Source organism: Clostridioides sp. ZZV14-6153, from assembly GCF_020657855.1.
GTDB lineage: Bacteria > Bacillota > Clostridia > Peptostreptococcales > Peptostreptococcaceae > Clostridioides.
Genome location: NZ_JAGWCZ010000013.1, coordinates 64960 through 79997 on the forward strand (window position 1 = coordinate 64960; position 15038 = coordinate 79997).

The 15038-nt window shown below is 28.9% G+C and carries 12 protein-coding genes; all 12 read right to left on the reverse strand.

Annotation, left to right across the window (positions count from 1 at the left end; translation table 11 throughout):
- Window positions 1-5: 5 nt before the first annotated feature.
- Window positions 6-3392 carry a transcription-repair coupling factor gene (gene mfd, locus KGF46_RS15145; protein WP_227829099.1) on the reverse strand — a complete coding sequence of 1129 codons (3387 nt, stop codon included), beginning with the start codon at window positions 3390-3392 and terminating at the stop codon, window positions 6-8.
- A 16-nt stretch (window positions 3393-3408) separates the two neighbouring features.
- Window positions 3409-3969, reverse strand: coding sequence for an aminoacyl-tRNA hydrolase (gene pth, locus KGF46_RS15150; protein WP_227436306.1), 561 nt, complete (start codon window positions 3967-3969; stop codon window positions 3409-3411).
- 13 nt (window positions 3970-3982) lie between these two features.
- On the reverse strand, window positions 3983-4633 hold the full coding sequence (locus KGF46_RS15155) for a prepilin peptidase (protein WP_227854800.1): 651 nt from the start codon (window positions 4631-4633) through the stop codon (window positions 3983-3985).
- Window positions 4634-4735: 102 nt separating this feature from the next.
- Window positions 4736-5518, reverse strand: a complete 783-nt coding sequence (locus KGF46_RS15160) for a prepilin peptidase (RefSeq protein WP_227829101.1) — start codon at window positions 5516-5518, stop codon at window positions 4736-4738.
- Entirely contained in the window at window positions 5499-6581 is a 1083-nt protein-coding gene (locus KGF46_RS15165; RefSeq protein WP_227829102.1) for a type IV pilus twitching motility protein PilT, read from the reverse strand. Before KGF46_RS15165 ends, KGF46_RS15160 begins: the two co-directional genes overlap by 20 nt.
- Window positions 6582-6686: 105 nt before the next feature.
- A complete protein-coding gene (locus tag KGF46_RS15170; RefSeq protein ID WP_227862145.1) occupies window positions 6687-8198 on the reverse strand; it encodes a hypothetical protein in 1512 nt (503 codons plus the stop codon).
- A 20-nt stretch (window positions 8199-8218) separates the two neighbouring features.
- A complete protein-coding gene (locus KGF46_RS15175) occupies window positions 8219-8746 on the reverse strand; it encodes a prepilin-type N-terminal cleavage/methylation domain-containing protein (RefSeq protein ID WP_227829104.1) in 528 nt (175 codons plus the stop codon).
- A 38-nt stretch (window positions 8747-8784) separates the two neighbouring features.
- Complete coding sequence (locus KGF46_RS15180) at window positions 8785-9351, reverse strand: prepilin-type N-terminal cleavage/methylation domain-containing protein (RefSeq protein ID WP_227862149.1); 567 nt, start codon at window positions 9349-9351, stop codon at window positions 8785-8787.
- Between the two features lie 26 nt (window positions 9352-9377).
- Window positions 9378-10286, reverse strand: a complete 909-nt coding sequence (gene pilO, locus KGF46_RS15185) for a type 4a pilus biogenesis protein PilO (protein WP_227861419.1) — start codon at window positions 10284-10286, stop codon at window positions 9378-9380.
- On the reverse strand, window positions 10279-11994 hold the full coding sequence (locus KGF46_RS15190; protein ID WP_227862146.1) for a PilN domain-containing protein: 1716 nt from the start codon (window positions 11992-11994) through the stop codon (window positions 10279-10281). Before KGF46_RS15190 ends, pilO begins: the two co-directional genes overlap by 8 nt.
- Before the next feature lie 15 nt (window positions 11995-12009).
- Window positions 12010-13218 (reverse strand): type II secretion system F family protein, encoded by a 1209-nt coding sequence (locus KGF46_RS15195; RefSeq protein WP_227829108.1) that lies wholly within the window; start codon window positions 13216-13218, stop codon window positions 12010-12012.
- A gap of 11 nt (window positions 13219-13229) precedes the next feature.
- Window positions 13230-14906, reverse strand: coding sequence for a GspE/PulE family protein (locus tag KGF46_RS15200; RefSeq protein ID WP_227862147.1), 1677 nt, complete (start codon window positions 14904-14906; stop codon window positions 13230-13232).
- Window positions 14907-15038 lie beyond the last annotated feature (132 nt).

The following is a 15038-nucleotide window of genomic DNA, read 5'->3' on the forward strand; positions in this document are numbered from 1 at the left end:
ACAAGTTATTTGACCTTGCACATTTTTTCTAACAGTTCTTCTAATTCTGTAACTATATTATAACCTATTTTTTGTTTAGTTCTATACTTTGTTATTGGAACTAATAATATTTCATCTTTTACTTGTCTAATTTTTTCTATTTTTAATATCTTACACAACGATTTTATATAAGCTATTGTAAGTAGTGTTTGTACTGGTTTAGGTATATCAGAGAATCTATCTTCAAGTTCTTCTTGTATATCCAACATATCTTCCCTATTTTCAATAGAAGCAATTTTCTTATACATTTCAATCTTAATCAATTCATCCTTAATATAATTGTCTGGAATATATGCATTTACACTTAAATCTATTTCAACATCAATTTCTTCAACAATAGGCTCACCTTTAACCTTTTTAATTGCATCATTAAGCATTTTGACATATAAATCATAACCTATAACTGCCATATGACCATGTTGTTGAGAACCTAAAATATTTCCAGCCCCTCTGATTTCAAGGTCTCTCATCGCTATTTTAAAACCTGAGCCAAATTCTGTAAATTCCCTAATAGCCTTTAATCTTTTTTCTGCTATTTCACTTAAAGTTTTATCTTTTTCATACATGAGATAGGCATATCCTTGTCTGGAACTTCTTCCAACTCTACCTCTTAACTGATATAACTGAGCTAATCCCATTTTATCTGCATCGTATATAATCATGGTGTTTGCATTGGATATATCCATACCTGTTTCTATTATTGTAGTACACACTAGCACATCATAGTCTTTATTTAAAAATCCTAAGATTATATTTTCTAGTGACTTAGAAGTCATTCTTCCATGTGCAACAGCTACTCTAGCATCTGGGACAAGCTTTTGAATCATACTTGCCATTTCTTCAATATGCTCAACTCGATTGTATACAAAGAATACCTGTCCACCTCTACTTAATTCTCTTTCTATTTCATCTTGAATTACGCTTTCCTTACTCTCAGTAACATATGTTATTACAGGATGTCTTTCTTGTGGGGGTTCTTCTATAACACTCATATCTCTTATCCCACTTAAAGACATATGTAGAGTTCTTGGTATAGGAGTTGCTGAAAGTGTAAGCACATCTACTGTAGATTTAATTTTCTTTAAAGCTTCTTTGTGTTTTACACCAAATCTTTGCTCCTCATCAATAACTACAAGACCCAAGTTTGGTAAATTTATATCTTTAGATATTATTCTATGAGTACCAATTAGAATATCTACTAACCCTTTTTTAGCATCTTCAATAATCTGCTTTTGTTGTTTTGGAGTCTTGAATCTACTTAAAACTTCCACTCTCAAAGGATAATTTTCAAACCTTTCTTTAAATGTATTGTAATGCTGTTGAGCCAGTATTGTTGTTGGAACTAATACTGCAACCTGTTTTTGGTCCATACATGCCTTAAAAATACTTCTAATTGCTACTTCTGTTTTTCCATAGCCAACATCTCCACAGACAAGTCTATCCATTACTTTACTTGATTCCATATCCTTTTTAGTTTCCTCTATTGCTTTTAATTGGTCTTCTGTTTCTTGATATGGAAACAAGGATTCAAACTCTGCCTGCCATGGTGTATCTTTTGAAAACTTATACCCTTGTATCTTTTCACGTTTTGCATAGAGTTCAATTAAGTCTTTTGTCATATCTTCAATTTCTTTTTTGACTTTTGCCTTTGCCTTTGTCCACTCATTGGTTCCAAGCTTATTTAACTTAACTTTTTCTACCTCTGCACCAATATATTTTTGTACTTTATCCATCTGGTCTATTGGTACATATAAATTATCTCCACCTTGGTAAACTATTTTCATGTAATCTTTTTTGATTGCATTAACTGTAATCTGTTCAATTCCTGTGTATCTACCTACACCACTATTTTCATGTACTACATAATCTCCAACGCTTAAATCTAAAAATGACTCTATCTTCTTTCCTTTTTTTGCTTTTTTATTACTAGTCTTAGAGGCTCTTTTATAAACACCTATCATTTCATTATCTGTTATAACAACAAATTTTATAGATTTATACTGAAAACCACTATTTATATGTGCAGGTACAATTACAATTTGAGAAGATTTAATTTCAATATCTCTATCTTTAGAAACAGTCGTTTCTAAGCCTTTATCCAATAAATCTTTTCCTAATTTATTTGCTCTTTCCAATGTATTTGTAGCCAAAATTATTTTATAACCATTGTATTTCAGCCGATTTAATTCTTCTACAAGTAAGTCTACTTTTCCATTAAATGTAGGTACTTCTCTACTTTCAAAATTTATTATGGATTTTACAGAAAAGTTATTTATAGACTTTGGTAATAGTGAATTTAAGACTACAGACTTGTCTTTTACTAGGTACTCCAAATCTGTATAATGGTATAATAGTTTTCCTTGATTTTTAACAGCCAAACCTCTTTCAAGGTTTAGTTTGTAATTTTCTCTAAACTCATTTAAGTAATTTTCACATCTTTCCTTAAGTCTTGTTATATCATTGATAAATACTATTGCATCATCTGCTAGATAAGTAAATATACTTTTGTTTTCTTCTGGATAGATATAATCTATATAGTTTTCTACACCTTCAAAATAAGTCTTACTTGATATATATTCTATATTTTGAAAGGTTCCTTCATCAGTATTTTTAGTTGTTTCTTTTTTTAACCTAACTAATGCATCTGTAGTTTTTTCTGGATAAATAAATTCTCTTGAAGGAGTTATAGAGAACTGTTGTAACTTATCAATTGATTTTTGAGAAAATACGTCAAAAGTTCGTATGGAATCTATCTCATCATCAAATAATTCCATACGAATCGGATTTGTATACTCAAGTGAGAATACGTCAATAATTCCACCTCTTATACTAAATTGACCAAACCCCTCTATTTTTGAAACTCTTTCATATCCTAAGGAAACTAACTTCTCAGTTAATTTTTCTAAATCTAAACTATCCCCCACTTTGTAATGAGATACACTATCAAGTAAAACTTGTTTTGGTATATATTTTCTTAAAACTGCTTCAATAGAAGTTACTAAAATTATTTTTTCTTTCTTTGCTAGTTTTAACAATACCTTTAATTTTTTTGCTTCTTCGTTTCTGTCCTTTGCATCTAAATGATAAAAGTAAATATCTTGAAATCCTAAATATTCGACTTTATCCCCAACATAAAAATTTAAATCTTCATATACTTTTTTTGCTTCTAAATCACTACTTGTGATAAAAATCATTTGTCGTGACAAATCATTAAACATAGAATATGATATATGAGGTTTTTGTACTGGTAAAAGTCCATTAACCAATAATGAGCCTTTTGTATTTTTTATGCAGTTTATTATATCTTTATACTCTTTTGAGTTCTGCAAAGGATATAAAAAAACATCATTCATTTAAATCTCCCTCTCACTATCCATTGTATTTGTTCATAGACATGTCTATATTTTCTCTTATTATTGAGTCAACAGCACACGCCGCTTTTTCTAGTGCTTCATTTATATTATCAGATTCTTCTTTTCTAAATCTAGAAAGTACAAAATCTGCTAAGTCTTGGCCAACTTCTGGCTTAGATACACCTACTCTTACTCTTGGGAAATCATTTGAACCTAAACACTTCGTTATAGATTTCATTCCATTATGAGTACCACCACTTCCTTTTTTTCTTATGCGTATCTTTCCAACATCTAAATCTATATCATCATACACTACTACTATATTATTTAAATCTACCTTATAATATTTATATATATCTATTAATGTTTCTCCACTTAAATTCATATAAGTTTGTGGTTTTACTAGTAATACTTTTTCAGTACCTACTCTGCCTTCGCCAATTAAAGCTTTGTGTTTTATTTTAGTAACACTAATGTTGTATTCTTTTGCAAGAATATCTATGACATCAAATCCAACGTTATGTCTAGTCTTTTCGTATTTTTTTCCTGGATTTCCTAACCCTACTACTACGTACATTTTTTACCTCCTGTTATAGAAATTTATATAACAAACTATAATAAAAATCAAATATATTATACTCTGTAAATATTATTATAATTGTCGCTAGAGAAATAAATGGTGTAAAAGGAATTTGTTTTTTGATATTTATATTTTTAAAAATTTTAATTCCATATAAAATAACAAAAAATAAAAATGCTAAAATAAATGATAAAACTATCACATAAAATCCATAATTATTTCCCAATGCAAAGCAACATAAGCTATAGAGACCTACATCTCCATAGCCTAATCCTTTTGTAAATTTAGCAATAATATAAGGTATAATAAAACCTATTGCCAGTCCAAATATATGACTTATATAGTCAATTTGCACTATATTGCAAAAGATTAAAAAAATTACACCTTGAACTATTATACCACTAACTATTGTTATATCATATACATATATTGTGTAGTAGTCTATAATAGATATAATTATTAAAAATGGAATTAATACTATATATTGTACACATTCTGCACTAATCCCAAATTTTAGATATATTAATACAGATAAAACTACAGTTATTATGTAAATAAAAAACATATTATACGAATTTTTCTTTACTCCATCACAAAAAATATATAAGGATTTATTTATCAAATATGCAAAAAATAAGGAAATTATTATTATATACTCCATAGTCTACAGTACTCTGTAGTAGGGTTAATAATAATATTGTCCTTATTGATTACTTTAATTCACTTTTATAAAAATTAAAATTACATTAAATTTAACTATCATCTACATAAGTATAGAAAAGTAAAATTCAAGTAATTGTCTTCCAAATAAAATTGTTATCAATGCTCCAATTGATATAAATGGCCCATAAGGTATAACAGAGTTGTATTTCTTTCCCTTTATCTTACTGAAAACTATCACACAAACTCCATATACTGCTCCTACATAAACACTCACTAAAGCTGTTAAAAGACCATTTTTAGTGCCCATATATAATCCTAACATTGCGAATAGTTTAATATCTCCTCCACCCATGCATTCTTTTTTTATTATAAATTCAATTAGAGCTACTATAAGCCAAACACTTCCTCCACATACAAAAGCACCTATAATAGAATCTTTAATTGAAACTTCTTTTAGTAGGAGATTAAAAATTATAGCAAATATAGCTCCAAAAACTAGTATCCTATCTGGTATTATAAAGTGGTCAATATCTATAAATGTTATTACAATTAATAAAGATACAAGAACCAAATAATAAATAGTCGATATAGATATTCCATAAACCATAAACACTGTTAAAAATAAAATTCCTGTAATTAACTCTACTATAGCATATCTGCTAGAAATTTTCTCACCACAATACCTACATTTTCTACCACTCATTAAATAGCTAAAAACTGGTATTAAGTCCATAGGTTTTAGTCTAGTATTGCAACTCATACAATGAGATGGGGGGCTAGAGATAGATATACATTCTGGAATCCTAAAAATACAAACATTAAAAAAACTTCCAAATACTATACCAATTACAAATACATATAAATTAACGACTATAATTTCCATTATAATTTACGCCACCTATCATTCTAGTCATAAATTCTTGGTCGGTACATCTACTAAGTGCCATATCTTTTGTAATCTTTCCATTTTTATAAAGTTCCATCAAATCTTGATCCATAGTTTTCATACCTGCTTTAACTCCAGTTTGTATCATATTTGGAATTTGATATGTTTTTCCTTCTCTTATTAGGTTTTTTATTGCTGGTGTTGCAAACATCAATTCAATTGCAGCTATCCTACCTTTCCCATCTGATGTAGGAAGTAATTGTTGTGATACTACTCCTTCACAAACTGTAGACAATTGAGTTTTTATTTGTTGTTGTTGAGCTGGCTGGAACATGTCCACTATTCTGTCTATTGTCTTAGCAGCACCAACTGTATGTAGTGTTGAAAATACTAGATGTCCTGTTTCTGCGGCTGTTAATGCTATTGACACAGTCTCCGGGTCTCTCATTTCCCCTATTAGAATTACATCTGGGTCTTGACGTAAAATAGCTCTAAGAGCTGAGTGAAAACTTTCTGTATCAGTTCCTACTTCTCTTTGGTTTACTAAACTTTGTTTATGGTGATGGACATACTCTATTGGGTCTTCTAGTGTAATTATATGTTTTTGTTGTGTTTCATTTATTATATTTATCATACTTGCAAGTGTTGTACTTTTACCACTTCCTGTAGGCCCTGTAACTAAAACTAATCCTTTATGTCTTTCAGTAAAGGATTTTATGTTTTCTGGAAGTCCTAGTTTCTCAAAAGTTGGTATTTCTGCTGTTATAGTTCTTATTGCTATTGCATAATTTCCTTTTTGTCTATAGGAATTTACCCTAAATCTTTCTCCAGTTTTTAGAGAAGCTGAAAAGTCAGCTTCTCCATGTTCTTCTATTACTTTAAACATAGATTCCCCAGCTATGTCTTTGGCCATTTGCATTGTTATCTCTGGTGTCAAGATTTGTTCACTTAGCTTTACAAATCCTCCTTTGACTCTAGCTACAGGATTTGTACCAACTGTTATGTGTATATCTGATGCGTTCAATCTTATACCTTGTTCTAATAAATCATAAATATACATAATATTTATTCTCCATATCTTCTATTAGTTTACTTACTTTTTTAGTAATAAATACATAAGGTTATTTTATTACTTAATTTACACTAAATTATCTTTTATTTGTATCTAGTTTATTTTTTTATATGAACTTATGTCATGGCTAATTGAAATTATATCTTTTATATTATCGTTATCTGACTCATTTTTCTTGATTTTAAAGTTTACAGTTGCCTGAACTTTATATTTTGAATTTGAATTTACTTCCTCACCTAATCCAGGAATAATTTTTTCGATTTTCTCTGGTTCTATCTCAGTTATTCCATTTTTATCTCCAGTAACTGTAAATTTCATCTCTGTGCTATATCCATTCTCAATTAGATTTAACCAATCTTCTTTTGTCGCATCATATTCAGCTTTATAAAAAGGTATTTTTAAAGATATATCTTCTGTTTTAGCCACCTCTTGAGGTTTTAGTTCTTTTATTCTACATTTTATCTCTGTCAGTGTTTCTCTTTGAAGTTGTTTCAAAGTTTCACTTAATCCAAATGCATCAAAATTTGAAGGTAGCTCTCTGTACATTTCAATTTTAATTTTATTAAACTGCTCTATAATTTCATATAATAAATTCTTGTATTGTACATAATTTTCTGATGTATTTTTTTCTCCTTTAGATATATTTAAACTTAGAACTTCAAACTTTTGTACATTATCAAATAATTTAGTTCTCAAATCATTTAATTCTTTGCTTCTATTTGGAATTTCTTCTATATATTCATTCAATTCATCCCAACATTTACTCCAATTTCTATCAATCAAATCCCTTTGTATCAATTCTAAATATTGTGTTTGATTTGGAATTTCATCTAAAACTTCTACTTTTGACGAATTACGATGAAATATCGTATGCCTATATTCATTCATATTTTGTATAGCTAAAGAAATTTTATCCAAAGCTTTATATGTGTGTATAAACGCATTATCAATATGTTCATCTTTTTCAACATTACCATCTTCTAAAAAGAATTTAAACATCATATCATTTCCTAAAAGCTTTGATTCATAATTAACCATATTATCAATATCTGATTCTAATTTTTGTCGTGTTATATTAGAAATATCACCAGTATTGTATTTCTCACCCAACGCTAATATAAATTTTTTATTTGAATCAATAGAAGAGTAAACCATATTCGCATCACCATCTTGCATAATACCTAATTTTTCTACTTCTATTAGTTCATCTCTTGCTTTCTCTAACTCTTTACAAGCTGTAGCTAGATAATATTTTATATTATTCATATAATTAAGTTGTATTTCTTCAAGATTTTCCTCTTTATCCTCATTTGCTACTGTTCTTGAAGTTACCTTATTTTCCTTATTGTTATCTTTTTTAAACTCATTGTCTATTTTTTCAAGCTCATCATACAATTTTTCATATGCTTTATCAACACTATTTTCCACACAGGTCTCTGCTAAATACTTGGCCTGTATCACCTCATTAGTAGTCTTTGTAGACTTTATTCTATTAGCTATTTGATTTGAAAATGTCACCCCAACAATAGAAAGCAATGCTACTACAACCAAAACTAAAACTAACGCCGCTCCTCTTTCGTTTTTTATCTTATTCCACTTCCTCAAAATCTCACCCCCAAGTAAAATTATTTATCTTTAAATATTTCAGTTACAATTTTAACTTCTTTTTTACTTGAATAGTCATTCATGCTTTTCCCTGTTGCAGTTATTTTGTATATTTGACCACTTTTATCCTCTACAATAACCTTTACTTTGTTTGTAATACTTTCCTTGTCAATTATATTGCCATCTTTATCTTCTATTGTTGTAATCTCTTTATATGGAGTATCATACAAGCTCACATCATCCTTGTTAAGTACTTTATCATATACAACTTTATTTGATTTATCTATTAATTTTTCATATTCCACCGTTCCATCTTCTCGCTTATCTAGACTGTCAAAATCAAATGTCCCACTTTTTATTTTCTCTCTTAAATTCTCTATTTCACTTTGAACATAATTTAAGGAACTTATATCTGCTTCATTTTTAGTGTTGGCCTTTTCATTAGTATTGATAATATTAAAAAATGCAAATAATATAATTCCCATAATCGCCATAGCTACTAATACTTCAATTAAAGAAAATCCTTTTTCATTACTCTTTTTATCCATATTTTATCAACCTACTTATTTTTTAAATAAATTCCCATTTACCCAATTCTTGACATAACATCAAATGTATAAGTCTTATTATTTAAGTTACTGCTTTTCTGGCCTTCTTGAGCTGATTCATTATAATATACACTTACCGTATAAATAGATTTATCAGCTTGTTTTTCTATTTTAAATGGTGTTTCCTTCATTTCTTTATTGTTTTGAACTAATGGTTGCTTAGAGATTATTTCTTCTCTAAGCCCATCTTCAGTATTAGTAGTATTTTCTTGAATTCTTGTTACAGAGTATACTCCTGTATTGTTTTTGGTCTCTATAGATACTTCATACTTCACTGTATTCTCTGGAGTTTCTATATTATATTCATAGCCACTACCTGAACTGTTCTTTATTACATCCTTACAGTTTTCTAAGTCTCTATTTAAATATTTATTAATTAAATTAATATTTACCTGACCATCTGTAATGATTTGTTGTTTTTTTACTGCTGATGTTATACCATTAAATACTTTATAAGAAATGCTTAAAACTATAGTCAATATAAATACAGCCACTATTATTTCTAATAAAGTAAGACCTTTTTCATTGTTTTTGTACAAGTTCATCACCTATCTTTAAAACCTCTTTGGTTTTATTTTGCACTAGATTTAAATGGATTATATTTTCCTGGTCTCCATGAAGATGGATTATCTGTATCAAGTACCATTGTAGTATTTTCTTTCGTATACATTATAAATTTAAACGTAGCCTCTACTACACCTTCTGCTTCTGGAGTCGCTACTTCTTTTTTTGTTTCTTTTTCTGTTGCAGCTCTAAGTACACATGTATTACATAGATAACTTGTTGACCTATCTAAAAGTTTGTCATTCTTAAGAATTTCTCCCTCTTTTATCAATGGACAGTCATTATATAAATGCCATTTATCTTCGCCTTCTACCCAATATATTTTTGTATCTTTATTTATGTTCACATTTTTTATTAGATCTTTATTACTTGTTGTCTCTTGCTCTTCTTTTTCTGGTTCTATATATGAAGTCATAGTATAGTCTAATATCTGAGTAACATTTTTTTGTTCTTCTAAATAAGCCATCAATTTTTTAACATTTCTATAGTCTCCTCTAACACTTATTGTTGTTGATATTCCATAAAAATGTTCATATTCTCTAATGTTTCCAACATCATAGCTAGTTAAGTCAATATTATATGTTTTCATTTTCTTGTCTAAACCAATTAGAAACAGACCATCTTGCATATCATATAATAGATTTTTACTTTTTTCATTTAATTCATTCTCAATATTTTTAAGTTGTTTTTCATATTTTGGCATAAGAGCTGTTTTCTCTTTATATGTATTTAATTTTTGTGTAGCTTGTTTTACAGAATTTTTTGTAGAAACATATTTCTCATATTGTGGATAAAGTCCAAAATATCCATAGGATAAAATAGCAAGTAAAATTACAACTTTTATAAGAATTCCCTTTAGACTAACTTCCATTTTAAATATATCTTTTATATCTTTTTTAAATATGTCCTTATTCATTAGTTAATACACCTTCTTTCAGGTATAATGTCATATTAAATGTATAGTTGGAATCCTCTCCATTGCTTTTTATACTGTGCAGTTTAACATCCTCAAAATAATACAATCCCTTTAATTTATATAAAAATTGCCCTACATAAGAAGAATCCTTAGCATTTCCCTCTATATTCAAAACATTTGGTATCTTATCATATAATGGAGTCTTATCATCTGCTTCTGTATTACTATCAGACTCCTCATTACCATTTAACGCCTCTGCCACATTTACAGTTTTATCTTCATTTAAGTCATTACTATTTTTACTTTCATTATTATTACTTTTTGTATTTGTACTTGTTTTAGCTTCATCATTATTTGATTTATTTGTATTAGTTTTACTGTTGTCTGAGCTTTCAGTTTTATTAGTTGTTCCTACTCCTTGATATGTTGTTGATAAGCTTGTCAGTTCAACCCTACTTGGAGTATTTTTATCTATATCATCCAATAGATTTTCCCATTTAACCTTTTTCCCAATTAACATATCATATACCTTTATTTCTTCTGTTTTACTTTGTATCATTTTTTCTATATTTCCAATTTGATAGTAAGCAGATTCAATATTCCTTATTTCATCATTTACATTTTCAAGTTCTTTATTAGCTAAACTGTTTGAAAAAATTAAACATAAATATGGAATAGAAACCACTAAAATAAATACGGGTGCTATCTTCATTACACTTTTTATTTGTTTAGCTTTCATTTGTTTTCTGAGTATATCCATTGGTAGAAAATTTATATTTTCAAAATCTTTTTTTCCTTTAGGCTCTATCATACAACCTAAAAGTTCTACAATTGAATTTATATCATCTTCATCTATATCACCAGATACCATATCAGCTATATCCATTATCTCTGTAAGACCTTGAGAAACATAGTTTGAAAATGCAGAACTAAAAGCCTCATAAATTAATTTATTAGAGTACCTTTTCCCCAATATCAATATAGTATCTGTTACCTTACCAAAGTTTCTTGACGAATAGTAATTCATAAGTCCTTTTGACTCTTCGACCACATTTAATAATTGTATTTCCATATCTTTAGCAGTTATTCTTATCGGTATATTATCACTAATGAATAAAGTATCTTTTTTATATATGTTTATAATTGTGCTATTATCGCTTATATTTGTCACCATTATATCATTGTAATCTAAGTTCTTGAGAATTCTTAAATAGGCAGTTGATAATGTATCTATTCTATCCAATACCAAATCAAATTCATGTATTATATCTACAATTGCATTTATTTCTTCTTTTTTTATAGCTCCAATAATCAGATTTAAACTAGCCTCTTCACCTTCTGACCTATCAGATATCTCACTAGATACTTCATATGAAAATACATACTCATCCGATTCTAAAGCCATCATTTCATCCATTTCTAACTTCATAAATCCATCTAAATCTTTTTTATCCATCTTAGGCAACTTTTGAGGTTTTAGAATTACATCTCTCGTATTCAAACAAAACACTATGTGTTTTGATTTTAACTTTACATTTTCTAATGCATATCTCAATAGAGCATACTTTTCTTTAGAAAAATCTTGAGCAATATCCTCTATTGAAAATACATTAAAGTTTTTTATATAAAACGTATCTTTATCATGTTTGTATCTGCCTTCAACTATGGATATAGAATCACCATAATATGATACATAAACCTTATTCATTTGTTGTTTTCCCTCCTACATAGCATCATATATACTAAGCATTGGCATGAATATTGATACAACCAGTACCGCAACTATAATACCAACTGCAATTATTAAAACAGGTTCTATCATTGATGCCATTCTATTTAGATAAATTTCGGATTCATATTCATAGAATTCGGCCATCTGTCTACTTATGTTCTCTAATTCCCCTGTCTGCTCCCCTATTGCTATCATCTGCACTAAAACTGAATCAAAATACGTATATCTTTGTAAGTTTTCTGCTAGACCTTCACCTCTTGTTATTCCATCTTTTGCTGATGTTAAAATCTTTTCTGCCATAGTATTATTTACACTATCTATGATATAATCAAGCCCTTGTACTAATGGATATCCTGTTGATACAAATAGATACAATGCTCTTGAAAATCGTGTAGCCACCATGCAGTTTATCCCTTTTCCCAAAACAGGAATTTTATTTATAACTCTATCCTTTTGAGCTCTACCAACTGGTGTTTTTAGATACTTCTTAAATTGGTAAATAGACAATATAATAGCTAAAAGTACTATTGGCCAAAATGTCTTCATAAACGTACCAAATCCCATAACAATCCTTGTTATAAGTGGAAGAGTAGCACCTACTGTTGTAATTGAATTAATCATCTTAGGTACCATAAATGCTGTAAATATAAAAATCATTATAAATGAAGAAATCAAAACTATTAATGGATATGTAGCCGCATTTCTAAGTTTTTGCTTAACTCTATGCTCACTGGAATAAAATGAAGCCATACTTTTTAATACTTCATCTAGTTTACCTGTAGCTTCACCTGTAGCTACCATGGCACCAAGTAACTTTGGAAACTTCGACTTTGGTGCAAGCATTGAATCAGCAATAGTAGAACCTACTTTTATCTCTGCTACTATACGATTTATTTCTTCTCTTAATGTAACATTAGTTGACCTTCCTGCTAATGTTTCTAATCCAGAAATACTATTTATACCAGAAGACACTATAATAGCAAACTGTCTGCAAAAGTGGCTTATCTGGTCAGCCCCTAAGTCTTTTCTTCTCTTTCTAGAAGATATATTTATATTTTTACTTTTACTTTCTTTGATTTCAAGAACTCTAAGATTTCTTTTTCTAAGAAGACTTTTAGCTTCATTAAAATCATTAGCTTCAATCACATCAGTTTGCTTTTTCCCATCCTCTTTTATTATTGTATACTTAAAACTTTTCATAATATCATCCTTTAATCAGTCATCAAAATTATTCTAATCATTTCTTCTACTGTTGTCTTTCCACCTAAAACCTTTTTAACTATATCCTCTTTTAGACTAACCATACCTTGTTTTTTAGCTAACTTTAAAATTTCTCTTTGATTTGCAGAGGAATCTATTAGCTCTTTTATTTCTGGTGTAATTTCAAGCATTTCAAATATACCTAGACGTCCCTTATATCCAGTATTATTACATCTTTCACAGCCCTGCCCTTTATAGATAGTTACTGATTCGTTTATATCAATACCAAGAGCCTTTTTTTCTCCAGTATCTGCCTCATATGGAACTCTACAATGCTCACATATTTTTCGTGTCAGTCTTTGAGATATTACCCCTAAAAGAGATGAAGTTATCAAAAAACTTTCCACATCCATATCCAAAAGACGTGAAATTGCTCCAACTGCTGTATTTGCATGTAATGTGCTTAAAACTAAATGTCCTGTAAGAGAGGCTCTAATTGCTATTTCGGCAGTTTCTGTATCTCTTATCTCTCCAACCATTATTATATCTGGGTCTTGACGCATAAAAGCTCTAAGCCCACTAGCAAAAGTAAGTCCTGCCTTTTCATTTATTTGAGATTGATTTACACCAGGTAATTCATACTCTATAGGGTCTTCTATTGTCAATAAATTTCTATTTTCTGTATTCAATTGATTTAGCATTGAATATAATGTAGTAGTTTTTCCACTTCCAGTAGGTCCAACAACTAATATAAGTCCATAAGGGGTATTTATTAACTCGTCATATATCTTAGAGCCATGTTCATCTATTCCTAGTACTTCTTTACTTACCATAAAATTACTCTTATCAAGTACCCTCATGGCTATCTTTTCATCCCTATTGGTTGGCATTGTAGAAACCCTAAAATCTATCGGTTTATTATCTACTTTTAAATATATTCTACCATCTTGTGGAATCCTCTTTTCAGATATATTTATATCTGACATTATTTTTATACGACTTATTACTGCCTTGTATGGCGCAGAGTTCATCCTCATATATTCTCTTAACATTCCATCTATCCTAAATCTAACACGCATGTAATTTTCACTTTGTTCTATATGTATATCACTTGCTTCCATCCTAACAGCATTTTCTAGTATATTATTTACTAGCCTTACTATTGGAGCAGCATTTACATCCTCTTCAAGGATTACTGTTTCTCTAATTCCACCAGTCTTGTTTTTGTTGTATTCAGTCATTGCTTTATTTATTTCTGAATGTGCATAGGCATGACCTATTGCTTTGTTTATATCTTCTGCACTTGATATAAATATTTCGACATCTTTCCCTGACATACGTCTTACATCTTGAACTGCTTCTCTATCTTGTGGGTCTGACATGGCTAAACATATTTTATTTCCATCGATTTTGAATGGAAATACAGTATATCTTTTGCATATATTTTCTGGAACCATCTTTGTAGCTAATGTATCTATTTCTGTTCCTTCTAAAAATACACTTTCTATATCTAAAAGTTCTTTTAATACACTTATTAATAAGTTACTATCTATAAGTCCTTCTTGTACTAGAAATTCTCCTAGTCTTTTTCCACTATTTTTTTGCTCTGATAATGCCCATTTAAGCTGGTCTTCTGTTATGTATCCTTTTTCAACCAGTTTGTCTCCTATTCTAACTTTTTTAGCCACAGATTTCACTCCTTTACTATTTTAATTATACCACCATTTATGATTTGGTATTAAATAAAATAGTATAAAAAAACAGGAAGATTTTCTTCCTGTTTTTTATATTATATTTTTCATTAAGTTTATAATATTTTT

Excerpts from the sequence above, each read along its gene's own strand:
- KGF46_RS15175 (WP_227829104.1), bottom strand. The coding sequence starts at position 8,746 with ATGGATAAAAAGAGTAATGAAAAAGGATTTTCTTTAATTGAAGTATTA.
- KGF46_RS15155 (WP_227854800.1), bottom strand. The coding sequence starts at position 4,633 with ATGGAGTATATAATAATAATTTCCTTATTTTTTGCATATTTGATAAAT.
- KGF46_RS15180 (WP_227862149.1), bottom strand. The coding sequence starts at position 9,351 with ATGAACTTGTACAAAAACAATGAAAAAGGTCTTACTTTATTAGAAATA.
- pilO (WP_227861419.1), bottom strand. The coding sequence starts at position 10,286 with ATGAATAAGGACATATTTAAAAAAGATATAAAAGATATATTTAAAATG.
- pth (WP_227436306.1), bottom strand. The coding sequence starts at position 3,969 with ATGTACGTAGTAGTAGGGTTAGGAAATCCAGGAAAAAAATACGAAAAG.
- mfd (WP_227829099.1), bottom strand. The coding sequence starts at position 3,392 with ATGAATGATGTTTTTTTATATCCTTTGCAGAACTCAAAAGAGTATAAA.
- KGF46_RS15160 (WP_227829101.1), bottom strand. The coding sequence starts at position 5,518 with ATGGAAATTATAGTCGTTAATTTATATGTATTTGTAATTGGTATAGTA.
- KGF46_RS15190 (WP_227862146.1), bottom strand. The coding sequence starts at position 11,994 with ATGAATAAGGTTTATGTATCATATTATGGTGATTCTATATCCATAGTT.
- KGF46_RS15195 (WP_227829108.1), bottom strand. The coding sequence starts at position 13,218 with ATGAAAAGTTTTAAGTATACAATAATAAAAGAGGATGGGAAAAAGCAA.
- KGF46_RS15165 (WP_227829102.1), bottom strand. The coding sequence starts at position 6,581 with ATGTATATTTATGATTTATTAGAACAAGGTATAAGATTGAACGCATCA.